At 66.1% G+C, this 24,172-nt stretch carries 23 protein-coding genes, 2 tRNA genes and 1 pseudogene; 16 read left to right on the top strand and 10 right to left on the bottom strand.

Annotated elements, in window-relative coordinates; translation table 11 throughout:
* Positions 1–1,113 precede the first annotated feature (1,113 nt).
* From A0130_11245 to A0130_11260, 4 genes are all read right to left on the bottom strand, one after another.
* Positions 1,114–1,740 (bottom strand): 16S rRNA methyltransferase G, encoded by a 627-nt coding sequence (locus A0130_11245; GenBank protein ANF32177.1) that lies wholly within the window; start codon positions 1,738–1,740, stop codon positions 1,114–1,116.
* A gap of 14 nt (positions 1,741–1,754) precedes the next feature.
* On the bottom strand, positions 1,755–2,336 hold the full coding sequence (locus A0130_11250; protein ID ANF32178.1) for a DNA-binding protein: 582 nt from the start codon (positions 2,334–2,336) through the stop codon (positions 1,755–1,757).
* 13 nt (positions 2,337–2,349) lie between these two features.
* The gene (locus tag A0130_11255; GenBank protein ANF32179.1) at positions 2,350–3,318 is read right to left on the bottom strand and encodes a membrane protein insertase YidC; all 969 of its coding nucleotides are present in this window, start codon (positions 3,316–3,318) and stop codon (positions 2,350–2,352) included.
* 744 nt (positions 3,319–4,062) lie between these two features.
* Positions 4,063–4,200, bottom strand: coding sequence for a 50S ribosomal protein L34 (locus A0130_11260; protein ANF32180.1), 138 nt, complete (start codon positions 4,198–4,200; stop codon positions 4,063–4,065).
* Between the two features lie 446 nt (positions 4,201–4,646).
* Between A0130_11260 and A0130_11265 the strand changes: the two genes are divergently transcribed.
* From A0130_11265 to A0130_11310, 10 genes are all read left to right on the top strand, one after another.
* The gene (locus tag A0130_11265) at positions 4,647–6,080 is read left to right on the top strand and encodes a chromosomal replication initiation protein DnaA (protein ID ANF32181.1); all 1,434 of its coding nucleotides are present in this window, start codon (positions 4,647–4,649) and stop codon (positions 6,078–6,080) included.
* Positions 6,081–6,495: 415 nt separating this feature from the next.
* Complete coding sequence (locus A0130_11270) at positions 6,496–7,641, top strand: DNA polymerase III subunit beta (GenBank protein ANF32182.1); 1,146 nt, start codon at positions 6,496–6,498, stop codon at positions 7,639–7,641.
* A 33-nt stretch (positions 7,642–7,674) separates the two neighbouring features.
* Entirely contained in the window at positions 7,675–8,562 is an 888-nt protein-coding gene (locus A0130_11275; GenBank protein ID ANF32183.1) for a 6-phosphogluconate dehydrogenase, read from the top strand.
* Between the two features lie 7 nt (positions 8,563–8,569).
* The gene (locus A0130_11280) at positions 8,570–9,739 is read left to right on the top strand and encodes a DNA replication/repair protein RecF (protein ID ANF32184.1); all 1,170 of its coding nucleotides are present in this window, start codon (positions 8,570–8,572) and stop codon (positions 9,737–9,739) included.
* Positions 9,732–10,220 carry a hypothetical protein gene (locus A0130_11285; GenBank protein ID ANF32185.1) on the top strand — a complete coding sequence of 163 codons (489 nt, stop codon included), beginning with the start codon at positions 9,732–9,734 and terminating at the stop codon, positions 10,218–10,220. Before A0130_11280 ends, A0130_11285 begins: the two co-directional genes overlap by 8 nt.
* 123 nt (positions 10,221–10,343) lie before the next feature.
* A complete protein-coding gene (locus A0130_11290) occupies positions 10,344–12,347 on the top strand; it encodes a DNA topoisomerase IV subunit B (GenBank protein ANF32186.1) in 2,004 nt (667 codons plus the stop codon).
* A 43-nt stretch (positions 12,348–12,390) separates the two neighbouring features.
* Positions 12,391–14,940 carry a DNA gyrase subunit A gene (locus A0130_11295; protein ID ANF32187.1) on the top strand — a complete coding sequence of 850 codons (2,550 nt, stop codon included), beginning with the start codon at positions 12,391–12,393 and terminating at the stop codon, positions 14,938–14,940.
* Entirely contained in the window at positions 14,930–15,343 is a 414-nt protein-coding gene (locus A0130_11300; protein ID ANF32188.1) for a hypothetical protein, read from the top strand. Before A0130_11295 ends, A0130_11300 begins: the two co-directional genes overlap by 11 nt.
* Before the next feature lie 50 nt (positions 15,344–15,393).
* A tRNA-Ile gene (locus A0130_11305) sits at positions 15,394–15,470 on the top strand.
* A 12-nt stretch (positions 15,471–15,482) separates the two neighbouring features.
* Positions 15,483–15,558 (top strand) — tRNA-Ala (locus tag A0130_11310).
* Positions 15,559–15,568: 10 nt separating this feature from the next.
* On the opposite strand, the gene A0130_11315 is transcribed toward A0130_11310, so the two are convergent.
* Entirely contained in the window at positions 15,569–16,033 is a 465-nt protein-coding gene (locus tag A0130_11315) for an ArsR family transcriptional regulator (protein ID ANF33401.1), read from the bottom strand.
* Positions 16,034–16,125: 92 nt separating this feature from the next.
* Here A0130_11315 and A0130_11320 point away from each other — a divergent pair, with 92 nt between their 5' ends.
* Positions 16,126–16,560 (top strand): sulfurtransferase, encoded by a 435-nt coding sequence (locus A0130_11320; protein ID ANF32189.1) that lies wholly within the window; start codon positions 16,126–16,128, stop codon positions 16,558–16,560.
* Here the strand turns inward: A0130_11320 and A0130_11325 are convergent, their stop codons facing one another.
* Positions 16,561–17,424: a DNA lyase gene (locus A0130_11325; GenBank protein ANF33402.1), complete on the bottom strand. Its 864-nt coding sequence runs from the start codon at positions 17,422–17,424 to the stop codon at positions 16,561–16,563.
* Between the two features lie 48 nt (positions 17,425–17,472).
* Here A0130_11325 and A0130_11330 point away from each other — a divergent pair.
* Positions 17,473–17,894 (top strand): annotated as a pseudogene (locus tag A0130_11330) (DNA mismatch repair protein MutT).
* On the opposite strand, the gene A0130_11335 reads toward A0130_11330, so the two are convergent.
* Both A0130_11335 and A0130_11340 read right to left on the bottom strand, forming a co-directional pair.
* Entirely contained in the window at positions 17,885–18,091 is a 207-nt protein-coding gene (locus tag A0130_11335) for a hypothetical protein (protein ANF32190.1), read from the bottom strand. The pseudogene A0130_11330 and the gene A0130_11335 sit on opposite strands and share 10 nt — an antisense overlap.
* Positions 18,092–18,164: 73 nt before the next feature.
* Positions 18,165–18,746 (bottom strand): hypothetical protein, encoded by a 582-nt coding sequence (locus A0130_11340; GenBank protein ID ANF33403.1) that lies wholly within the window; start codon positions 18,744–18,746, stop codon positions 18,165–18,167.
* Positions 18,747–18,869: 123 nt separating this feature from the next.
* Between A0130_11340 and A0130_11345 the strand changes: the two genes are divergently transcribed.
* Both A0130_11345 and A0130_11350 read left to right on the top strand, forming a co-directional pair.
* Entirely contained in the window at positions 18,870–19,409 is a 540-nt protein-coding gene (locus A0130_11345; GenBank protein ANF32191.1) for a peptidylprolyl isomerase, read from the top strand.
* Between the two features lie 25 nt (positions 19,410–19,434).
* Positions 19,435–20,289, top strand: a complete 855-nt coding sequence (locus tag A0130_11350) for a rhomboid family protein (protein ANF32192.1) — start codon at positions 19,435–19,437, stop codon at positions 20,287–20,289.
* A 211-nt stretch (positions 20,290–20,500) separates the two neighbouring features.
* Here A0130_11350 and A0130_11355 read toward each other — a convergent pair whose 3' ends face one another.
* A complete protein-coding gene (locus A0130_11355; protein ANF32193.1) occupies positions 20,501–20,761 on the bottom strand; it encodes a septation inhibitor protein in 261 nt (86 codons plus the stop codon).
* A gap of 165 nt (positions 20,762–20,926) precedes the next feature.
* On the opposite strand from A0130_11355, the gene A0130_11360 reads away from it, so the two are divergent.
* Together A0130_11360 and A0130_11365 are read left to right on the top strand one after the other, a co-directional pair.
* Positions 20,927–21,631, top strand: a complete 705-nt coding sequence (locus A0130_11360) for a hypothetical protein (protein ANF33404.1) — start codon at positions 20,927–20,929, stop codon at positions 21,629–21,631.
* Positions 21,632–21,788: 157 nt separating this feature from the next.
* A complete protein-coding gene (locus A0130_11365; GenBank protein ID ANF32194.1) occupies positions 21,789–22,427 on the top strand; it encodes a glutamine amidotransferase in 639 nt (212 codons plus the stop codon).
* 21 nt (positions 22,428–22,448) lie between these two features.
* Here A0130_11365 and A0130_11370 read toward each other — a convergent pair whose 3' ends face one another.
* Entirely contained in the window at positions 22,449–24,104 is a 1,656-nt protein-coding gene (locus tag A0130_11370; GenBank protein ID ANF32195.1) for a serine/threonine protein kinase, read from the bottom strand.
* Positions 24,105–24,172: the final 68 nt, after the last annotated feature.

The following is a 24,172-nucleotide window of genomic DNA, read 5'->3' on the forward strand; positions in this document are numbered from 1 at the left end:
GATTGGCTAGTGAGCGATAGAGCACGCCCACGCGGCGCTTGAGGAGGAGTCACTAGATAGCGCGCGCATCGCGGGCGTTTCACGTGAAACGCTCCTCGTCCTATGGTGGCGACTGGACGCCGAGATCCAAAGGCTCGATTGAATAGGACAGGGGTGTCTTGGGGCGGGTTGCGGCGGAGCTACAGGCCGGAAGGGTGGTGGCTCGTCCGTGTTGCCGCGAGCACCGTTCGGTGCGGTGACGACAGTTCCTTCGCCTATCGTGAAGCGAGCGTGCAGAGTTGCCGGCATGGGCCATCCGGCTGGCCTGAGAAGCGACAGAACGCTAGCGCAGTGGTGTCACTCGTTCGTACCGCAAACGAGCGTGGGTCTGTCGTTTCACGTGTAACTTGTGCAGCGTCGTCCGGAGGACCAACGACCGTCGCGTCCCACGGGCCACAGAGTGCGCGACCGGTACAGCGTTGCAGCAGTACCCGATCTCCCCTTTTTCCTTTCGCTCGAACGATCCCACCGGCGGTGTGGTCACTTCGCCTCGCAGACGCCTCGTTTCACGCGAAACGAGGGCGTGGCGTCGCTGGGCCGCTCGTTTGGCCAAGTCCCGGGCTGAGTCTTGTACGTGCCTACGCACGTCGACCATCGGCCGTCGTGATCCGCGGCTGCGCCAGAGCTCTTTAGCCTGAGTGGGCGAAAGTGGCTTAGGAATGCGCGCGATCCATGTTTCACGTGAAACACCGCCCGATGGCGATGAAGAGATCCGGGGCAAGCACACTGGCGCAGAGGCGTGCGCCCGTGGATCTTTTCTATACTCAGAACCGCAGGCCGGCTTCGCTAGATCCAGTTCCAGCTACTTCCGGTTCAGTGAGGGAGCTGCCTTTGCTCCGGACCAGTCGAGAACCGCTCGCGCCACGCTCTCATGATCGGCCTCGGCGATTCGGTGCGCGACCGTCGTCGATGCATCGCGGGGGAGAGGTCCGAATCGATGTCGAATCTGCTTCGCCGAGCCGATTTTTGCTCCTACAGCGGACTCGCATCGGCGCTTAGAACGCCTCTGAACGAACTGAAGCCGATGCTTCAGCCTCACCAGAGGCGATCTAAGCGTCCTCGGCAGACGCGGTGCTACCGGACAGTGGCGCGAATAACTCTCGTGACCTCATCCAGCACACCCTCACCGAGTGTCAGCACCTCGATGTCGTGCACCTTGTATTTGCGGATCTCCTTGGTCGCCGCTTCGACCTCGGCGGGAGCGCCTGCGCCCTTCATGAGAACGAGTTCGCCGCCGTCGCGCAGCAGGGGAGCGGTCAGCGGGAGCAGCTTGCGAAAGGCGCTGACGGCGCGGGCGGTGACCTGGTCCAGCGGCTCACCGAGGCGGACCTCCTCGGCACGCGCTCTGACCACCTCCACGTTGTCGAGCCCGAGCTCTTCCACCTGCTCGGTGAGCCATGCGATGCGACGCTCCATCGGCTCGATCAGCACGAACGAAACATCCGGTCGCGCGATGGCGAGTACCAGGCCAGGGAGCCCAGCGCCGCTTCCGACGTCGCCCACGACTCCGGGACGCAGCAAGGGTGCGACGATCGCACAGTTCAGAATGTGACGCGACCACAGCCTGGGCAGCTCGAGCGGTCCGATGAGCCCCCGCTCTTCGCCCTGGTCGGCGAGGTTCTGCGTGAAGCGGCGGGCTACCTCGATGCGGTCGCCGAACAGCGAAAGTGCTGCGGCCGGCTCGGTTTCGACGTCGGTCACTGTTTCACGTGAAACTAGGCGGCGGTGATGACCGTGTGACGGTCACGACCCTCGCCGCGCGAGTTCGAGACATAGCCCCGCTCGGACACAATGTCGTGAACCACCTTGCGCTCGTACGACGACATCGGGGGGAGTGCAGCCTCCGCGGCGCCTTCGTCGAGCTTCGCGATCGCGCGCTCGACCAGACGTCCGAGTTCGGCCTGCCGGGCGTCGCGAGAACCGGCGATGTCCAGGATCAGCCGTGAGTAGCCGCCGGTCTGGTTCTGCACGGCGAGACGAGTCAGCTCCTGCAGAGCGGCGACCGTGTCGGCCTTCGCCAAAAGCGAGAGGTTGGTGCCGTCCTCGGCGTTAACCGAGATGTACGCGCGGCCATTGCGCGTGTCGATGTCGATGTCGCCGTCGATATCGGCGATGTCGAGCAGCTCCTCGATGTAGTCCGCCGCGATGTCACCCTCGCGGTCGAGATCGGCCGGCTCCACACTCGCGTCGCCGGAGATAGCGTCGGCGTCGGCGTCTGCCACGACGGCTGCAGCATCCACAGCGTCGTCGCCGGTCAGGTCGGCGGGCTCGGGGGAGGAGGTCTGAACGTCGGTCATCGGTGCGCGGTCCTTACTTTCCTGCTTGCTTCTTGGCGCGCGACTTGCTCACGGGCTGTACGCGCTGCGTCGGCTGCTTCTTGGGCTGCTCCTCGACGGTAAGCACGGTCGCGCCATCCGCCTGAACCAGCTTGCCCTTCTTGGCCAGACGCGCCTCGCGTGCCTTCGCGGCATCGGAGCCGGGGGTCGGCATGTTGCGGATGACGAGGAACTGCTGACCCATGGTCCACAGGTTCGAGGTGAGCCAGTAGAACATGACGCCGAGCGGGAAGGCGAAGCCGGAGAAGAGGAAGACGAAGGGGAGCAGATACAGCAGGATGCGCTGCTGCTTGAACTGCGGGCTCGCCTTGGTCTCCGGCGACATGTTCTTGGAGACGATCTGCAGCTGCGTCAGGAACTGCGAGCCGGTCATCAGAATAACCATAACGGCCGCGATGATCATGACCGCGACCTGCGGCGGATGGGCGTTCATCGCGCCCTGGAAGCTCTGGTGAAGGGGAGCGACGCCGAACAGCGTGGCGTTGCCGAACTGCTGCGCGAGCTCCTCGTTGAGCGGGCCGACGCCGGCCTTACCGCTCTGGGCGCCGTTGAGCACCTGGAACAGCGAGAAGAACACGGGCATCTGCAGAAGCAACGGGAGGCAGGAGCTCAGCGGGTTGGTGCCCGTCTTCTTGTAGAGCTCCATGGTCTCGCGGGACATGGCCTCGCGCGAGAACTGGTCCTTCTTGCCCTTGTACTTGTCCTGGATCTTCTTGAGCTGCGGCGCGATCTCCAGCATCCGGCGCTGGTTCTTGATCTGTCGCACGAAGATCGGGATGAGGGCGGCGCGCACGACGACGGTCAGACCCACGATGGCGAGCACCCAGGTGATGCCGGCCGCCGGGTCGAGACCCATCTGGGTGAACAGCCAGTGAAAGGCGACGAGGATCAGCTCAACGACCCATTTGATGGGCCAGAGGATGATTCCGATGAAATCAGGCATGACGCGTTGCTAAGCCCTTCGATGGCTGGTGGGACGAGAGATGATCGGCCGGCACGACGAAACCGAACGGGGTCACCCGGTACCGCTGTTTCCTCGCAGGCGGGACGTCATCGACTCCGCCCGCCGCCCACGGATGGCAGCGGAGGATCCGACGAATCCCCAAGTACGAGCCCACCACGACACCGTGCTGCTGGATAGCCTGCAGCGCGTAGGACGAGCACGACGGGTAGTAGCGGCACACATCGCCGTATAGCGGAGAGATCACGGCCCGATACGCACGAAGCACCAGCACCGCGAGATTCCGCGGCGCGAGGAGCACTGCTGCGATCGCGGTGTTCATGGACGGACGCTGCCCTTACTGAGATGACTGCGGCTGGTGAAGCGGGTCGAGGCCCGGGAGAGCTCTTCGTGCAGGCTAGCCCACGGCGCTTGTACAGAGGCTGGCAATGCGCGCACGACCACGTCCAACCCGCCCGACGACTTCTCCGGGGCGAACCGGGGGAGCAGGTCGTAGGCCGCGGCCTTCAGTCGGCGCCGAACGAGATTGCGTGTTACCGCGTTGCCCACCGTCTTGCTCACGATGAAACCGAATCGCACGGCGTCGGAGTCGGGATTCGGGCGGATGTACGTCAAAGTGCTCGCTCCGGAGAAGCGAGCACCACGACGAACGGTCACCCGATAGTCCACCCCTCGCGTGATGCGATTGGCTTTCGCGAGCACCGAGCGGCCCCTACCGGAAGAGACTCAGGCGGAGAGCTTGGTGCGGCCCTTGCTGCGGCGCGCGGACAGGATGGCACGGCCGGCACGGGTGCGCATGCGGAGGCGGAAACCGTGGGTCTTCGCGCGCTTGCGGTTGTTCGGCTGGAACGTTCTCTTGCTCATATCTATCTCCGTGGGTGATCTCTTCGCAGGCCTGTGCTGAGATGGGATGCCAGCACGGGGACCAGGAAAGTTTGAGGGCAGCCGTAATGGCTGCAAGTCAACTGATTAAAACTACGGCCTCATAACCGGCGAGGTCAAACCGATCGACTCAAATCCACTGATTATGCACGGTATTAGCAGGCTCACGAGGAGCGACGCGCCGACGTATGCCGCGGATCGGATTTGATCGAGCTTCTGTGGACAAGTTACCGTGAGGTCGAAAGTTATCCCCAGGCCATGCCAATTCTGGCCGGAGATCGCTACGGTATTGCTCACACAGCGGTGGATAACTCTGTGAATACCCACCGGCGGCATCCGAAGCCGCCAACCCGACGAGAGTCACCGGGGGTCGACTCGTCCCCTCGTCGGGCTGACGGCATCCGCAAGACAGACGAAGACGGGGAACGATGGCAGGCAGCGAAGAGCCCATAGCTGCGGCATGGCAGGACGTGCTCGGGAAGCTCGAGACGGACGATCGGATCACCCCGCAGCTTTACGGGTTCCTCAGCCTGGTCGAGCCGAAGGGCATCATGGCCGGCACCTTCTATCTGGAGGTGCCCAACGAGTTCACCCGCGGGATGATCGAGCAGCGGAGCCGCCTCCCACTGCTGAACGCGATCAGCGGGCTCGACGACGCGCTCGCGGTCAACACCTTCGCGATCGTCGTCAACCCGGAGATCCAGCAGGAGTCGATGACCGCAGCGGCCGAGCCGGAGACCGCGGCTGCCTACGTGGAGCAGGTCGCTCCTCCGCTGGTCAGCCAGCCGGCGCCGGAGATCACCGCCCCTCCGCGTGGAGGCGACACCCGTCTCAACTCCAAGTACAGCTTCGACAACTTCGTCATCGGCCAGTCCAACCGTTTCGCGCACGCCGCGGCGGTCGCGGTCGCCGAGGCGCCGGCCAAGGCGTACAACCCGCTCTTCATCTACGGCGACTCGGGCCTCGGCAAGACGCACCTCCTCCACGCCATCGGCCACTACGCGATGAGCCTCTACCCGGGGATCCGCGTCCGGTACGTGTCGAGCGAGGAGTTCACGAACGACTTCATCAACTCGATCGCGAACAACCGCGGCTCATCGTTCCAGGCGCGATACCGCAACATCGACATCCTGCTCATCGACGACATACAGTTCCTGCAGCGGGCGGTTGAGACGCAGGAGGCGTTCTTCCACACCTTCAACACCCTGCACGACCACAACAAGCAGGTGGTCATCACCTCCGACCTGCCGCCCAAGATGCTCACGGGCTTCGAGGACCGGATGCGGTCCCGGTTCGAGTGGGGCCTCATCACCGATGTGCAGGTGCCCGACCTCGAGACGCGCATCGCCATCCTGCGCAAGAAGGCGCAGAGCGAGAAGATCCAGGTGCCGGACGACATCCTGGAGTTCATGGCGACGAAGGTGTCGAGCAACATCCGCGAGCTCGAGGGGACGCTGATCCGCGTCACCGCCTTCGCCAGCCTCAATCGCACCCCCGTCGACATGCCGCTGGTGCAGACCGTGCTGAAGGATCTGATCACGCTCGACGACGACAACGTCATCGCGCCGACGGACATCATTACGAACACCGCGGAGTACTTCAAGCTCAGCGTCGACGACCTCTACGGCTCGAGCCGGTCGCAGGCTGTGGCAACCGCCCGGCAGATCGCCATGTACCTCTGCCGCGAGCTCACCAACCTGTCTCTGCCGAAGATCGGTCAGCTGTTCGGCGGCCGCGACCACACCACGGTCATGTACGCGAACAAGAAGATCAGCGAGCTCATGAAGGAGCGGCGCTCGATCTACAACCAGGTCACCGAGCTGACCAGCCGGATCAAGCAGAACCACCGCTACGGCAAGTAGGCGCGCCGTCCGGATAGTGCATCACTTATCCACAAATCCATCCCCAGAGTGGGGACAATTCGTTATTAACACGTGTGGATAACTTGTGGAGAGCTTCCGGACAACGCGGCCGTTAATGGGGACGACGGTCGACGTCCTGTGAATTGCGCCGGCTCGACGACATCCGGGCTCTGCCCTGTCAACAGGCGGAATCCTCAGGTCATCAACAAGTCACCGAGGTGTGGTTCCCAATGTTCGCCTGGCTTCAACAGAGTTATCCACATTATCCACAGCGGTTAACACGATTACACTTTAACTCTTCTCATAGGGGGCGGACGACAACCTTCGGGGGTCGAGCGCACCGCCGCTTCCGCGTCACAGGCCAGGCGCTAGGATCGGTCACGTCCGTTATCCGTGAGCCGACAGAGGTGACTTCGTGAAGTTCCAAGCCAATCGGGATGTGTTCAGCGAGGCCGTCTCCTTCGCGGTGAAGCTCCTTCCGCAGCGGACGACCCTGCCCATCCTGAGCGGTGTGCTCATCGAGACGACGGAGAACGGACTCCAGCTGTCGTCGTTCGACTACGAGGTGTCGGCGCAGACCGAGATCGCAGCAGAGGTCGAAGAGCCCGGCCGAGTCCTCGTCTCCGGCCGGCTTCTCGCCGAGATCGCCTCGAAGCTGCCGAACGCGCCCGTGCGGTTCTCGACCGAGGAGTCGAAGATCGTCGTCCGCGCCGGATCCGCGAACTTCACGCTGCTCTCCATGCCGGTCGAGGAATACCCGAGTATCCCGCAGGTGAGCGGCGAGGCCGGGCTCGTGCCGGCTGAGGAGTTCGCCGAAGCGGTCGCGCAGGTGGGTGTCGCAGCTTCCCGCGATGACGTCACCCCGGTCATCACCGGCGTCCAGCTCGAGGTGGGGAACAACACCCTGGGCCTCGTCGCGACCGACCGCTACCGGGTGGCCGTGCGCGAGATCGACTGGGACAACGGCACCACCTCCGGCGAGCCCGTCACGGCGCTGGTCCCCGCACGTACGCTGACCGAGATCGGCAAGACCTTCGGACACAGCGGCAACGTGTCCATCTCGATCACCAACCGCGACGACCGCGAGCTGATCGCGTTCACGGCCGACCGCAAGACCGTCACCTCCCTGCTGATCAAGGGCAACTTCCCGCCGGTGCGCCGGCTGTTCCCCGAGCAGGTCGACAACTACGCGGTGATCAACACCGCCGAGCTCATTGAGGCGACCCGCCGCGTCGCCCTCGTGCTGGAGCGCGAGGCCGCGCTCCGCTACACCTTCACCGCCGACGGGCTGACGCTGGAAGCGATCGGTTCTGAGCAGGCGCAGGCATCCGAGAGCATCGACGCTCTTCTCACTGGCCAGGAGACGGTGGTTTCATTGAAGCCGCAGTTCCTGCTGGACGGTCTCGGGGCGGTGCACTCGGAATTCGTGCGCATCTCCTTCACCAAGACCGAGAACCCCAACAAGCCGGGCCCTGTGCTCATCACGAGCCAGACCTCGAAGGACCAGGCGGGAGCGGATTCCTACAAGTACCTGCTCCAGCCCAACCTGCTCCTCCGCTGACCCGGCGACGGTAACGAGAAGAGAAGGACAATCATGCACATCGGCCTCATCGGTCTCGGACGCATGGGCAACAACATGCGTGCCCGGCTCGAGAAGAACGGCATCGACGTCACCGGATACGACACGAACCCGGAGGTCTCGGACGTCGCCACCGTGGCCGACCTGGTCGCCGCCCTCCCCGCACCCCGAACGGTGTGGGTCATGGTTCCCGCCGGCGAGATCACCGACTCGGTCATCCGCGAGCTCGAGCCCGTGCTCGAGAAGGGCGACCTGGTCATCGACGGCGGCAACTCGAAGTTCACCGAGGACTTCAAACACGCCGAGCTGCTCGCGCCGAAGGGCATCGACTTCATGGACGTCGGCGTCTCGGGCGGCATCTGGGGTCTCGAGAACGGCTACGGCCTGATGGTCGGCGGCTCCGCCGAGCAGGTCGAACGCGTGCTGCCGGTCTTCGACGCGCTGCGTCCGGAGGGTCCGCGCGACGAGGGCTTCGTCCATGTCGGCGAGGTCGGCGCCGGCCACTACGCCAAGATGGTGCACAACGGCATCGAGTACGCCCTCATGCAGGCCTACGCCGAGGGCTACGAGCTCCTCGACACCCGCAAGGACATCATCAAGGACGTCACCGGCACCTTCAAGGCATGGCAGCGCGGCACGGTCGTGCGCTCCTGGCTCCTCGACCTCCTGGTGCGCGCGCTCGAGCAGGACCCGGAGTTCGAGCACATCGAGGGCTACGTGCAGGACTCGGGCGAGGGCCGTTGGACCGTCGAGGAGGCGCTCAACAACGCCGTCCCCGTCCCGACGATCAGCGCCTCGATCTTCGCGCGCTTCGTCTCCCGCCAGGAGGACTCTCCGACGATGAAGGCCGTCGCCGCACTGCGACACCAGTTCGGCGGTCACGCCGTGAAGGCCGTGGACTGAACCCTTCTTGCGAGTCACACATCTCTCCCTGACCGACTTCCGCAATTACCGCACCGCGGAGGTGCCGTTTGCGGCCGGCGCGAATCTGTTCGTCGGCCGCAACGGCCAGGGGAAGACCAACCTCGTCGAATCGCTCGGCTACCTGAGCACCCTCGGGTCGCACCGGGTGTCGAGCGACCAGGCGATGATCCGCAAAGATGCCGACGCCGCCATCGTGCGGGCGCGCATCCAGCACGAGGGACGCGAGCTGCTCGTCGAGGTCCAGCTCAATCGTTCGTCCCCGAACCGGGCACAGGTGAACCGGGCGGCGATCAAGCCGCGTGAGCTGCCGCGATACTTCTCGAGCGTGCTCTTCGCTCCCGAGGATCTCGCCCTCGTCCGCGGAGAGCCCGGCGTGCGCCGCCGCTTCCTCGACCAGCTGCTCATCCAGCGGAATCCGCGCTTCTCCGGCGTCATCGCCGACTATGAGCGGGTACTCAAGCAACGCAACACCCTGCTGAAGTCGGCCCGCGCGTCACGTGTGCGGGAGGACCAGCTCGGTACCTTGGAGATCTGGGACGAGCGCCTCATCCAGCTGGGCTCCGAGCTGATGGATGCGCGCCTCGATCTGGTCTTCCGGCTGAGCGATCCGTTGATCGCGGCGTACCGCTCTGTCGCCGGCGACGACCACCACCCGCGGCTGGCGCCGCAGCTCACCATCTTCGGCGCCCACGTCGAGGACGATGACGACACCTCCGGTGACGATGCTGTAACGGGGTCAGCCGGTGTCGCCACGCCGGATGCGTTCCGCCGCGCACTCGCGGCCGTGCGCCGCAAGGAGCTCGAGCGCGGTTTGACCCTGGTCGGTCCGCACCGCGACGATGTGCTCTTCGAACTCAACGGCCTTCCCGCCAAGGGATACGCCAGCCACGGGGAGTCGTGGTCGTTCGCCCTGGCCCTCAAGCTCGCGTCGGCCGAGCTGCTGCGCCGCGAGTCGACGACCGGCGACCCCGTGCTCATCCTCGATGACGTGTTCGCCGAGCTGGACCAGGCCCGGCGCCGGATGCTCGCAACCGCCGTGTCCGGTTACGAGCAGGTTCTCATCACCGCCGCCGTGTACGACGACGTTCCGGACGAGCTCACAGCGCATACCGTCCGCATCGAGGGCGGCACGATCGTGGAGCCGGCCGGTGCCTGAGCGAGCGAGCGAGGCGTCCGCCGTCTATCTGCGACTCAAGTCGCTGTTCACCGGCACACCCGCGCGACGCAGGCGGGCCGCGCGCGACGATCAGGTCGATGGGCTCAGCCGACCGTTCGGATCCGGTCGCGATCCCCATGGTGTGGGGGACGTGGTCGACGCCCTCGCCGCGCAGCTCGGCTGGACCTCCGCGCTCGCCCAATCGGATGTGCTGGAGGGATGGCGCGAACTGGCCGGCGAGGAGACCGCCAAGCATGCCGTCCCAGAGCAGATCTCGGACGGTGTCCTGGTCGTCCGTTGCGAGTCCACGGCATGGGCGACGCAGCTCCGGATGATGCGGTCGGAGCTCCTCGCTCGCATCACCGAGAGGTTCCCGCAGGCGGACATCCAGTCGATCCGTTTTCAGGGGCCGGACGCCCCCTCCTGGAAAAGAGGCCCCAGGTCGATTCCAGGGCGCGGCCCGCGCGATACTTACGGTTGAGAGCACAAAAGAGGTCGCCGTCTCCAAGAAAATGCGTCAGACGGCCGTTTCCGGGGATATCGTCACCCTTATCTTGGTAGAATGGATCGTCACTGTTGAGTGCGGTCAGGAGCCTAATTTCATATGACGATGGAACCGAACAGGGCCGGGACAGATCACGAGTACGGCGCGAATGAGATCCAGGTCCTCGAGGGTCTCGAAGCCGTCCGCAAGCGACCCGGAATGTACATCGGTTCCACCGGTCCCCGTGGTCTCCACCACTTGGTCTATGAGATCGTCGACAACTCCGTCGACGAGGCGCTCGCCGGTCACGCCGACAATATCGAGGTGACCATCCTCGCCGATGGCGCCGTGCGCGTCGATGACAACGGTCGCGGCATCCCGGTCGATGAGCACCCAGTCGAGAAGAAGTCGACCGTCGAGGTCGTGCTGACCATCCTCCACGCCGGCGGCAAGTTCGGCGGCGGCGGGTATGCGGTGTCCGGCGGTCTGCACGGCGTGGGCAGCTCGGTCGTGAACGCGCTGTCGACGCGTCTCGACGTCGAGGTCCACCGTCAGGGATACGCCTGGCGGCAGAGCTACCGCAACGGCGTTCCGCAGGCGCCGCTCGAGCAGGGCGAGGCGTCGGACCGCACCGGCACGATCATCACGTTCTGGCCGAGCCCCGACACTTTCGAGACCGTCGAGTTCGACTACGAGACGTTGCGCACACGCTTCCAGCAGATGGCGTTCCTCAACAAGGGCCTCCGCATCGCGCTCACCGACGAGCGGCCGCCCGCCATCGAGCCGGTCGAGGGCGAGGTCGACGACGACGAGTTCGCCGCGCGCCACGACGTCTTCCTCTACGAGCGCGGTCTGACCGACTACGTGGAGTACCTCAACTCGGCCAAGAAGGCGGAGGTCGTCCACGACGAGATCATCTCGTTCGAGTCGGAGGACACCGAGCGCAAGATCGCGCTCGAGGTCGCGATGCAGTGGACCACGAGCTACAACGAGAGCGTCTTCACCTACGCGAACACGATCAACACGCACGAGGGCGGAACCCACGAAGAGGGATTCCGTGCCGCACTGACGACGCTGGTCAACCGGTACGCCCGCGAGAAGGGCATCCTGAAGGACAAGGACGACAACCTTTCGGGCGACGATGTGCGCGAAGGTCTCACCGCGGTCATCTCGGTGAAGCTGTCGGAGCCGCAGTTCGAGGGTCAGACAAAGACCAAGCTCGGCAACACGGAGGCCAAGGCGTTCGTGCAGAAGGTCGTCGGAGATCAGCTCGGCGACTGGTTCGACCGCAACCCGAACCAGGCCAAGGACATCATCCGCAAGGCACTGCAGGCGGCGACCGCCCGCATCGCGGCCCGCAAGGCGCGTGAGACGGCCCGCCGCAAGGGCCTGCTCGAAAGCGGCGGGATGCCCGGCAAGCTCAAGGACTGCCAGTCGAAGGACCCGACGGTGTCGGAGATCTTCATCGTCGAGGGCGACTCGGCCGGCGGCTCCGCCGTGCAGGGCCGCAACCCCGAGACGCAGGCGATCCTCCCGCTGCGCGGCAAGATCCTGAACGTCGAGAAGGCCCGGCTCGACCGCGCCCTCGGCAACAACGAGGTCCAGGCGATGATCACGGCGTTCGGCGCCGGCATCGGCGAGGACTTCGATCCCGAGAAGGCGCGGTACCACAAGATCGTGCTCATGGCCGATGCCGATGTCGACGGCCAGCACATCACGACGCTGCTGCTCACCCTGCTCTTCCGCTACATGCGGCCGATGATCGAGCTCGGCTACGTCTACCTGGCGCAGCCGCCGCTGTACCGGCTGAAGTGGTCGAATGCCGAGCACGAGTACGTCTATTCCGACCGGGAGCGTGACGCGTTGATGGCGGAGGGGCTCGCCGCCGGCAAGCGCATTCCGAAGGACAACGGGGTGCAGCGCTACAAGGGTCTCGGTGAGATGGATTACTCGGAGCTGTGGGAGACCACGATGAACCCGGAGACGCGGACGCTGCTCCAGGTCACGCTCGACGACGCGGCCGCCGCCGACGAGATCTTCTCCACCCTGATGGGCGAAGACGTCGAGTCGCGCCGCTCCTTCATTCAGAAGAACGCCAAGGACGTGCGGTTCCTCGACATCTGACGCGCGAGCGACGGATGCCAGGAACTACGAGGAAGAGAAGACTGTGACGGACGAAGAGAACGTGTCGGGCGACGGAGCCGGCTTCGGCATCCACGGCAGGATCGACCAGGTCGACCTGCAGTCGGAGATGCAGCGGTCGTACCTCGACTACGCGATGTCGGTCATCATCGGCCGCGCACTGCCGGAGGTCCGCGACGGACTGAAGCCGGTGCACCGCCGCGTGATCTATGCGATGTTCGACGGCGGATACCGCCCGGACAAGGCGTTCTCCAAGTGCGCCCGCGTTGTCGGCGATGTGATGGGCCAGTTCCACCCGCACGGCGACACGGCGATCTACGACGCGCTCGTCCGCCTCGTCCAGCCATGGAGCCTCCGTTACCCGCTCGCCCTCGGCCAGGGCAACTTCGGATCGCCGGGCAACGATGGCGCCGCCGCACCCCGGTACACCGAGACGAAGATGGCTCCCCTCGCGCTCGAGATGGTGCGCGACATCGACGAGGAGACCGTCGACTTCCATGACAACTACGACGGCCGCACGCAGGAGCCGGCCGTTCTTCCCAGCCGCTTCCCGAATCTGCTGGTCAATGGCTCGGTCGGCATCGCGGTCGGCATGGCCACGAACATCCCTCCGCACAACCTGCGCGAGGTCGCGGCGGGCGCCCTGTGGCACCTCGAGAACCCGGACGCCTCGCGCGAGGAGCTGCTCGAAGAGCTCATCAAGCGGATCAAGGGCCCGGACTTCCCGACCGGAGCGCAGATCCTCGGCACCAAGGGCATCCACGACGCGTACCGCACCGGTCGCGGCTCGATCACGATGCGCGCGGTGGTCAACATCGAGGAGATCCAGGGTCGGGTCTGCCTCGTCGTCACCGAGCTGCCGTACCAGGTCAACCCGGACAACTTGGCGATCAAGATCGCCGACCTGGTCAAGGAGGGCCGCATCGGCGGCATCGCGGACATCCGCGACGAGACCTCCGGACGCACAGGCCAGCGCCTCGTCATCGTGCTCAAGCGCGACGCGGTCGCCAAGGTCGTGCTGAACAACCTGTACAAGCACACGCAGCTGCAGGAGAACTTCGGCGCGAACATGCTCGCGATCGTGGACAATGTGCCTCGCACGCTCTCGCTCGATGGTTTCATCACCGCGTGGGTCGCCCACCAGATCGATGTCATCGTCCGCCGCACCCGATTCCGTCTGCGCAAGGCGGAGGAGCGGGCGCACATCCTGCGGGGCTACCTCAAGGCGCTGGATGCTCTGGACGAGGTCATCGCCCTCATCCGCCGGTCGGCCACGGTCGACGACGCGCGCGAGGGTCTGAAGAGCCTGCTCGAGGTCGACGACGTTCAGGCGGACGCCATCCTCGCGATGCAGCTGCGCCGACTGGCCGCCCTCGAGCGCCAGAAGATCATGGAGGAGGCCGAGGCGATCGAGAAGCAGATCGCCGAGTACCACGCGATCCTCGACGACCCGGCGCGTCAGCGCACCATCGTGAGCGAAGAGCTCACCGAGATCGTCGACCGCTTCGGCGACGACCGCCGCACCGAGATCATGTTCGGCTACGACGGCGATATGAGCATGGAAGACCTGATTCCCGAAGAGGAGATGGTCGTCACAGTCACGCGCGGGGGGTACATCAAGCGCACGCGCAGCGACAACTACCGCAGCCAGCACCGTGGCGGCAAGGGCGTCAAGGGCGCACAGCTGCGCGGTGAGGATGTGGTCGACCACTTCTTCGTGACCACCACGCACCATTGGCTCCTGTTCTTCACCAACCAGGGGCGCGTCTACCGTGCGAAGACCTACGAGGTACAGGAGGCCGGCCGCGACGCCAAGGGTCAGCATGTCGCCAACCTGCTCGCCCTGCAGCCGGATGAGGAGATCGCCGAGATCCTCGACATCCGCGACTACGAGGCGGCCAAGTACCTGGTGCTGGCGACGCGCGAGGGTCTCATCAAGAAGACCGCGCTGTCGGAGTACGACACCAACCGCACCGGCGGGATCATCGCGATCAAGCTGCGCGAGGGCGACGAGCTCGTGTCGGCGCTGCTGGTGGAGGAGGACTCCGACCTCCTGCTCGTGTCGCGCAAGGGCATGTCGATCCGCTTCAGGGCTTCCGACGAGGCGCTGCGACCGATGGGCCGCTCCACCTCCGGTGTGATCGGCATGCACTTCCGCGGTGAGGACAGCCTGCTCGACGCATCGGTCGTCTCCGACGAGGGCTATGTCTTCGTCGTGACCGAGGGCGGGTACGCGAAGCGCACCTCGGCCGACCAGTACCGACTGCAGAACCGCGGCGGTCTGGGCATCAAGGTGGCCAAGCTGAACGACGATCGTGGTGACCTGGTGGGCGCGCTCATCGTCGGCGAGGACGACGAGGTCCTTGTGGTTCTTGCCAGCGGCAAGGTGGTACGCTCTGCCGTGGCCGAGGTACCCGCCAAGGGCCGTGACACCATGGGTGTCGTCTTTGCACGTTTCGCCGAGTCGGACAAGATCATCGCTCTGGCGAAGAACACCGAACGCGACCTCGAGTCCTCCAGTCCCGCGGAGGAAGCCGAGGCGGTCGGGAAGGAAGAAACCGTAGATGAGCAGTAGCGTCGCCGACAAGCTCGCCAAGAAGTCGTCCCGCCGACCCGCATCCGCCAAGCAGGTGCGGCTGAAGCTGGTCTACATCGACTTCTGGTCGACCGTGAAGCTCTCGTTCCTCGCCGGCATCTGCCTGGCGATCATCGCGATCGTCGGCACGTTCCTGGTCTGGACCGTGCTCGACCGCACCGGCATCTTCGACCAGGTGAACAGCCTGTTCAAGGACATCTCCGGCGCCGGCGGGAGCGACCTCCGTTCGATCCTCGGCCTCGGTCAGGTCATGGGCTTCTCACTGATCGTCGCGATCCTCGACATCGTCGTGGTGACCGCTCTCGGCGCGGTGTTCGCCCTCCTCTACAACCTCTCGGTGAAGATCACAGGCGGTCTGCTGGTCGGGTTCACCAACAACTGACCGATTTCACAATACCTAAGCCGATCGGGTAGTCTCGTATCTGCCCATTCGGGGATATAGCTCAGGCGGTTAGAGCGCTTCGCTGATAACGAAGAGGTCCGAGGTTCAAGTCCTCGTATCCCCACCATTCTCCCGTTTCGGGGCCTTAGCTCAGTTGGTAGAGCGCCTGCTTTGCAAGCAGGATGTCAGGAGTTCGAATCTCCTAGGCTCCACCCCTTCTCTTCATCACTCCTGTGGCGGCACGATCGGCCGTGTCGGGAACGGGCTCGAGTACGAGACGCTCGTCGTCACGCTCCCCAGGGTTCCGACTCGTCCGCTCACCTGCTCAAGGTGACGCATCGACGTCGCGACGACCTTCAGGATGAAGCAGTCGTCCCCCGTGACATGGTGCGCCTCGACAACCTCCGGGATATCGGCCAGCAGGTCGTGCAGCGGCTGGTACTGGCTGCTCGGGTAGCGCAGGCGCAGGAACGCCAGGATGCCGTACCCGAGCCGATCCGGGTCGACCACCGCGCGGTAGCCCGCGATCACCCCGGCCTCCTCGAGTCGACGGATGCGCTCGGCGACCGCGCTGTTCGACATGTGGACGCGGCGAGCGAGCTCGGCGACGGACTGTCGGCCGTCCCGCTGGAGCTCGGCGAGAAGCGCCCGATCGACGCTGTCGGCGGTGAACGGAAGAGTGACGGCCATGCCGCGATTCTGGCATGGAATCGACGGTGCAACGAACGGACTGCCGTCGATCGTCTGTTCCATCGGGTCGATCGCCTTCATATGCTCGAGGCATGACGATCACGACCTCCGAAGCCGCCCGCCACTTCGCCGCGAAGCTCCAGTTCGAGACGGATCCCTCTGATGTGAAGGCGGCCATGGACGCAGGGGAGCGCTTCGTACTGGTCGATTCCCGGGGCGAGGCGGCCTGGCGGCAGGGACGCGTGGAAGGCGCCATCCACCTGCCGACGTCCGAGATCGCCGACCGCGCGCCCGAGCTCATCGCCCCGGGCACGCCGGTCGTCGTGTACTGCTGGGGCCCGGGATGCAACGGGTCGACGCGTGCAGCGCTCGCCTTCTCCCTGCTCGGTTACGAGGTGCGCGAGATGATCGGCGGCTTCGAGTACTGGGCGCGCGAGGGACTGTCGGTCGTGGACGACGCCGGCCCCGTCGTGCGGGCGATCGACGACCTCACGGCACCGCTCGGTGCGATCGACTGCGCGTGCTGACTATTTGAGCAGCCGGCTCAGGACCCGGTCGGCGAGGGGTTTGCCGCCGGTCTGGCACGTGGGGCAGTACTGGAACGTCGAATCGTGGAAGATGACCTGCCGGATCGTGTCCCCGCACACCGGGCACGCTTCGCCCGTGCGTCCGTGGACGCGGAGGTTCGACTTCTTCTCGCTCTTGAGCTCCGACGCGGCGAGGCCATCCGCCCGCGCGAGTGCTTCGCGCAGCGTCGACTGGACGGCCTCGTAGAGGCGGGCGACATCGTCCGGCCCCATGTTGGCCGGCTTGTACGGGGACATCTTGGCGACGTGCAGGATCTCGTCCGAGTACGCGTTGCCGATCCCGGCGATGAGGGACTGGTTGCGCAGCACTCCCTTGATCTGGGCGCGGCCCTGCGCGGCGAGGATGCCGGCGAAGACCGCCTCCGTGAACGCGGCTTCGAGCGGGTCCGGGCCCAGTCGGGCGATCCCCGGCACCTCCGAGGGATCGGCGACGACGTAGATCGCGAGGCTCTTCTTGGTGCCGGCCTCGGTGATGTCGAGGCCCGAACCGTCGTCGAGGACGAGCCGCGCGGCCAGTGGTCCCTTGCCCAAGCGACCAGTGGGCGGGGGCGGGGGCTTGTCGCGCCAGCGGATCCAGCCGGCGCGGGCGAGGTGGATGATGACGTGCAGCTCGCCCGCGGCGATGTCGAGGAACTTGCCGTGCCGGGTGACGCCGCTGATCGTCAGGTCGTGCAGGGCGTCGGCGGGCGGGTCGAAGGTCTTCAGCGCCGAGAACGCAACGATGCCGAGCCGATCGATGACACGACCCGTCAGCCGGCGGTCGAGGTCGGCGGCGAGGGCGGTGACTTCCGGCAGTTCGGGCATCACCACTAGTCTGCCCCCGACCACCGACATCGGCAGTAGTGTGAGGCGGTGGACATCCGAGTCGCGGCCTACGGCGTCATCACCGACGGTGACCGCATCCTCCTCGCGCACTGGAACGAGAGCGGCCGGTCCGGGTGGACGCTGCCCGGCGGCGGGATCGACCCGGGGAGGATCCGGCGGACGCGGTCGTACGCGAGATCGCCGAAGAGACCGGGTACGCGGCGGAGGCGGGAGCGCTGCTCGGGATCGACTCGAAGGTCATCCCGCACGAGCATCGCTTCATCCCGGAGGCCGGACCGCTCCATGCGCTGCGGATCATCTACCGCGCGAGCGTCGTCGGGGGCACTCTCACGAACGAGTTGGATGGCACGACCGACGAGGCCGCGTGGTTCCCGCTCGGACGGATCCCGAAGCGCCGCGTCGAGCTGGTCGACATCGCCCTCGGGCTCGCCGGACTCGATCAGGCCTGAGTGCTCACCGGGCGGCGCTGCTCGCTCGGCATGAGGATCCACAACACGATGTAGGCGAGGAACTGCGGTCCGGGAAGCAGGCAGGACAGCAGGAAGAGGATGCGCACGGTCCACGGGCGCAGGCCGAAGCGCAGCGCGAGACCGGCGCAGACGCCGGCGAGGATGCGCTCATCACGGGGACGGAAGAGAGTGTTCATGCTCTTCAGCCTCGCAGCGGGCGCGCACCATCGCCATCGGGGAAACCCCCGAATGGACCCTGGGGTTCAGCCCCTACTGCTGCGACTCGGCCGCCGAGTCGCCGGTCGATGCGGGCGTCGTCGGCTCCTCGTCCGCGACCCAGAGCTCGTCGTCGGCGCGGAAGGTCTGCCAGACGGCGTACAGCAGTCCGACGGCCGCAATGAGTCCCAAACCGATGGCGATGACGCCGCCGGCACCGGGGCCGGACTTCTGGGGCTCCACCTTGACCTTCTTCGTCAGCTCCTTGCGCGCCTTCTGGAAGTCGCCGGCGAACGCGGCGGAACGTGCGGCTCGCGCGTGGTCGACCACCGAGAGGGCGGTGCCGACGACCGTGCCGACGGCCGGGATGACATCGCGGACGACCTTCTCGCGGGCCTGGCCGGCGTAGCGGCCCGCGGTGTCCTTGGCCGCTTGCGCCGTGGGGACGACGTACTGGTCGTACCCCTCACGGACGCGCGGCGCGATCTCCTCGCGGGTGTAGTAGGCCGCCTGCTTGCGGGCCTCGGCGGCAAGCGCGTTGGCGTTGGCCAGGACCTCCTGCTGCTGACTCCACAGCTCCTCGGCTCCGCTGCGCAGTCGCTTGAGTTCCTTCTGGCGCTTCCGTGTCAGGCTCATCTGTTCCTCCGTCGAGTCATCGGTGGCGACTGACTCCATCTTGCCACCGAAAGGGCTGGGGATGGCCCGAGAGCTCTCACGGCTGCCCGGGTCGTCTATACGCCCTGTGCAAGAATTGGTGCCATGTCTAAGCACACCGCTGTCGCCACGCTCCACACTAACTACGGAGACATCAAGGTCAACCTCTTCGGCAATCACGCGCCGAAGACGGTCCGCAACTTCGAGGGCCTGGCGACGGGCGAGATCGAGTGGACGCATCCCGCCACCGGCGAGAAGACGAACGCTCCTCTCTATAACGGTGTGGTCTTCCACCGCATCATCCCCGGCTTCATGATCCAGGGCGGCGACCCGCTCGGTCAGGGCGTCGGCGGCCCGGGCTACCAGTTCGACGACGAGATCAACCCGGAGCTCGATTTCACCCAGCCGTACATCCTCGCGATGGCGAACGCCGGCGTCCAGGGCGGCCGCGGCACGAACGGCTCGCAGTTCTTCATCACGGTCGCCCCGACCACCTGGCTGCAGGGCAAGCACACGATCTTCGGCGAGGTCGCGGACGACGCGTCGCGCAAGATCGTCGACAAGCTGGCCGAGGTTCCGACCGACGCGCGCGACCGGCCGCTGGACGACGTGGTCATCGAGTCGATCGACATCGAGCAGGTCTGAACAGAAAGGCGGGCGGAGTAGAACCATGACTCAGCCCGTCGGCGCGCGCTCCAATTACTGCTACCGCCATCCCGATCGCGAGAGCTACGTGCTCTGCCAGCGGTGCGGCCGCACCATCTGCGGTGAGTGCCAGACCCCTGGCGCGGTCGGTGTGGTGTGCCCGGAATGCATGGCGCAGCAGCGCGCCTCGCACCCGCGCACCAAGCCGGCGTGGATGACGCGTCTGACCGGGCAGGGTGCGCCTGTCGTGACCTACGCCATCATCGGCGTGTGCGTCCTGGTCTTCATCGTGCAGACCGTCGGCGATCTGCTCGGCTTCCAGGTGACGAACGCCCTGCGCTACGCGGGCGCGTACTCGTATCCGGCGTCCGTGTCCGGAGCGTTCGAGCCATGGCGGATGTTCACAAGCATCTTCGCGCACGCGAACATCCTGCACCTGCTGCTCAACATGTACACGCTGTTCATCTTCGGCTCGGCGCTCGAGCCGATGCTGGGACGTGCCCGCTATCTGGCCTTGTTCCTGATCAGTGGTTTCGCGGGTTCGCTCGGCGTGCTCCTCATCGCCTCTCCCGTCGTGCCGGTTGTCGGCGCGTCCGGAGCGATCTTCGGTCTCTTCGGCGCCTACTTCATCATCCAGCGACGGCTGGGCGGCAACGCGACCCAGATGCTGGTCCTGCTCGCCATCAACCTCGGGATCGGGTTCCTCCCCGGGTTCAACATCGCGTGGCAGGCGCACGTCGGCGGACTCATCGGCGGCGTGCTGGTGGGCCTGATCTTCGTGGAGACGCGCCAGGCGAACCGGCGGCGGTGGCAGCTGCCCTTGCTCGTCCTGCTCTGCGTCGTCTTCGTGGCGCTGAGCCTCATCCACGTCTTCGTGTAATTACCCACATCGCGTGGATAAGTTATCCACAGGCTTATTAACACTGTGGGTAATTACACTGCTGTAACTCTCCACAGGCTTATTAACACTGGGGAAATCGTCGGCCAACGCGCGGCAACTGTTCACAGGGTCCCTGTGGACAACTGTGGAAAACACGAAGCCCGGGCCGGCGGGAAGCCGACCCGGGCTCGAGGCACGGGATGCGCGGGGTCTACCGCCAGCGCGTGGTCATGAGGAAGCCGATGAAGGCGATCCCGAAGCCGACGAGGATGTTCCAGGCGCCGAGCGCCGGGATGGGGTACTGGTTCTGGCTGACGTAGAAGACGATGATCCAGATCAGGCCGAGCAGCATGAAGCCGAACATCAGCGGCTTGAACCACACCGGGTTCGGCGCCTCTTCTCCGGACGCCGCTGCAGTGCGCTCAGCGCGGGCGGGTCGCTCGGGTTTCGTCTTCGACTTGCTGCGTGCCATAGCACCACAGTGTAGCGGGGAAGGCAGGAGGCTTCCTGATGCCCCGTACGGGGGACGGCCTGTGGAATGCTGCCCGATTCCCCAGCGCCGCTCTCTAGAATGCGACACATGACCACCGAGGAGACGCGCAGGGCCCGGCGACGCCGGCCGCACCGGCGTCCCACCGTGCTCGGGGTGCTGGGCGAGCTGCTCATCACCGGCGGCGTGCTGGTCCTGCTGTTCCTCGGCTGGCAGATCTGGTGGAACAACCTCGTCACCTCCAACCAGCAGACATCGGCGGCCGCGGAGCAGAGCCAGAAGTGGATCGACGACGCGATCAAGGCGCCGAAGCCGACACCGGAACCCGAGGCCGATCCGCCCGTGCTGGCGAAGCCGGCCCCCTACGAGCCGTTCGCGGTGCTGTACGTGCCGCGACTCGGGCCCGACTGGAAGCGCACCATCCGGCAGACCGTCGACACCGAGCGCGTGCTCAACAGCTATACCGCCGGCGTCGGCCATTACATCGACACCCAGATGCCGGGCCAGGTCGGCAACTTCGCCGTCGCCGGCCACGACTCCGGGTGGGGCAATACCTTCATCGACCTGTCGAAGCTGCGCATCGGCGACCGCATCTACGTCCAGACCAAGGACGGCTGGTACACGTACACGTTCCGCAACTTCGAGTACGTGCAGCCCTCGGCGGTCGGTGTGCTCCTGCCGGTCCCGCGACAGCCCGGCGCGACGCCGGTCGAGCGGTTCATGACCATCACGACGTGCAATCCGCCCTTCGCCGCGGGGGAGCGGCTCATCGCGTACAGCGTCTACCAGTCGTTCGCGCCCCCGCAGGATGTGCCGAGCGAGATCGCCGCCGTCGTCGGACAGGGAGGCTGACCATGTACGCAGCGCTCTGGCGCCTTCTGCCCGGCCCGTGGTGGGTCCGGCTCCTGCTTCTGCTCGTCCTGATCGCGGTCGTGCTGTTCGCACTGGTTACCTGGGTGTTCCCTTGGGTGGATTCGCTCGTCGGTCCGCAGGAAGGTACCGTGGGCACGTGACCCGCGTCCTCGTCATCGACAACTACGACAGCTTCGTCTACACGCTGAACGGCTACCTCCAGGAGCTCGGCGCCGAGACCGAGGTCGTGCGCAACGACGACATCGCGGTCGAGGACCTGCCCGCGAAGCTCGCCGAGTACGACGCGGTCCTCATCTCTCCCGGACCGGGCAAACCCGCCGACGCGGGCGTCTCGATCCCGGTCGTCGAGCAGGTGCTATCGACCGGGCAGCCCCTCCTGGGCGTCTGCCTCGGCCACCAGGCGATCGCCGAGGCCTTCGGCGGCGTCGTCACCAACGCCGAGGAGCTCATGCACGGCAAGACGTCGCAGGTCGCTCACGACGACAGCCCGCTGTTCGACGGCGTGGCACAGCCCTTCACGGCGACGCGGTACCACTCGCTCGCGGTGGTCGACGGCACGCTTCCGGACGACCTGAACGTGACCGCGCGCACGCCCGGCGGCGTCATCATGGCGTTGCAGCACCGTGAGGCGCCGATCTACGGCGTGCAGTTCCACCCGGAGTCGGTGCTCACCGAGGGCGGCTACCGGATGCTCGGCAACTGGCTCGAGGTCGCCGGATTGGCCGGTGCTGCCGAGGCGTCGAGGACGCTCAGCCCGCTGGTCAAGCTGGGCTGAGTCCGACAGGCACGAAGCGCGTCAGCCGGAGCAGTAGGTCAGGTCGACGGTCGTCCCCTGCGGCACGTCTCCCGGTGCGACGGACTGGGTGTGCACCATCGTCGCGCCCTTGTCCTGCGGGCAGGTGGGATCCGGCTTCGGATTGGCCGTCAGGCCGAGCTGAGACAGGATGCCCGTGGCGGCCTGGATCGTCTGACCGGTCAGGTCGGTGAGCGTCACCTTGCCGCTCGACACGTGGAGCCCGATCGGATCGCCCTCGTGCGCAGAGGCGTTCGGTGCCGGGTCGGTCGTGATCACGACGTTGGCCGGCACGCTCGGCGAATTCTCCGAGGTCGTCGGACCGACGGTGAGCCCGGCCTGTTGCAGCGCGGCCGTGGCGGCATCCACCGTCATGTTGTGCACATCCGGTACCGTGACCGTCTTCTTACCCGTCGACACGTACACCGTGATGGTGTCACCGGTGGCGACGACGATCCCGGCGCCGGGATCGGTGCGGATGACCTGGCCCTGCGCATACGTGGGGCTGGATTCGGTGGACTGCACCCACTTGAGCTTCATGTCGTCGAGCTGGGCCGTGGCCTTGTCGAGCGTCTGGCCCGAGAGGTTGGGGACCTTGCGGGAGGTGTCGGGCATCGTGGTGCTCGGCGCGAGGCGGAGCACCCACGCGAGGACGGCGACGATGACGACGGCCATGATCGCGATGCCGGCCCAGATCCAGATCACCGGTGGGCGCCGCTGCGTGCGCGTCATGGTCTGGTCCTCGGCGAGCTGACGGAACGCGGCCTCCGGGCCCGACACGGCGCTCGGCGGAGCGCCGAACAGCGTCTCGGCCAACTCGTCCTCGTGCTTGCGCTTCGGGATGCGGCCGGCGGCGGCCTCCTCGAGGTCGGCGCGGAACTCGGCGACGGTCTGGTAGCGCTCGAAGCGGTCCTTGGTGAGCGCCCGGGCGACCACCACATCCATCGCCGGCGAGACCTTGGGGTTCACGGTGCTCGGGGCGACCGGGGTCTCGCTGACGTGCTGGTAGGCGACGGCGACCGGGGTGTCGCCGCGGAAGGGCGGCCTGCCGGTCAGCATCTCGAACAGCACGACGCCGGTCGAGTACAGGTCGGTGCGCGCGTCGACCGACTCGCCCTTCGCCTGCTCGGGCGAGAAGTAGCTGGCGGTGCCGAGCACCGCGGTCGTCTGGGCGACGGTGGCGGAGGAGTCGCTGATCGCGCGGGCGATGCCGAAGTCCATCACCTTGACCTGGCCGGTCTTGGTGATCATGACGTTGCCCGGCTTGATGTCGCGGTGCACGACGCCGGCGCGGTGCGAGTACTCGAGGGCGGTGAGAATGCCCTCGGTGATGCGCACGGCCTCCTGGACCTCGAGCGGACCGCGCTTGATCAGGTCTTTGAGGAGCACGCCGTCGACGTACTCCATGACGATGAAGGGCAGCTGCGCCTCGTGGCCGTTCGGCTCGCGCACCGTCTCTTCGCCTGCGTCGAAGACGCGGACGATCGTCGGGTGGGTCATGCGCGCGGCGGCCTGCGCCTCTTGACGGAAGCGGGTGCGGAACGCCGGGTCGGTCGCGAGCGACGGCTTGAGCAGCTTGATCGCGACGGTGCGGCCGAGACGGGAGTCGGTGCCGCGGTGCACGTCGGACATGCCGCCGCGACCGATGAGTTCGCCCACCTGATATCGGCCTGCGAGCAGGCGGCTATCTGGGCTCAATGCGGACTCCTTGTCGGTGCGTGACTCCG

This window comes from Leifsonia xyli, from assembly GCA_001647635.1.
GTDB classification, from domain to species: domain Bacteria; phylum Actinomycetota; class Actinomycetes; order Actinomycetales; family Microbacteriaceae; genus Leifsonia; species Leifsonia xyli_A.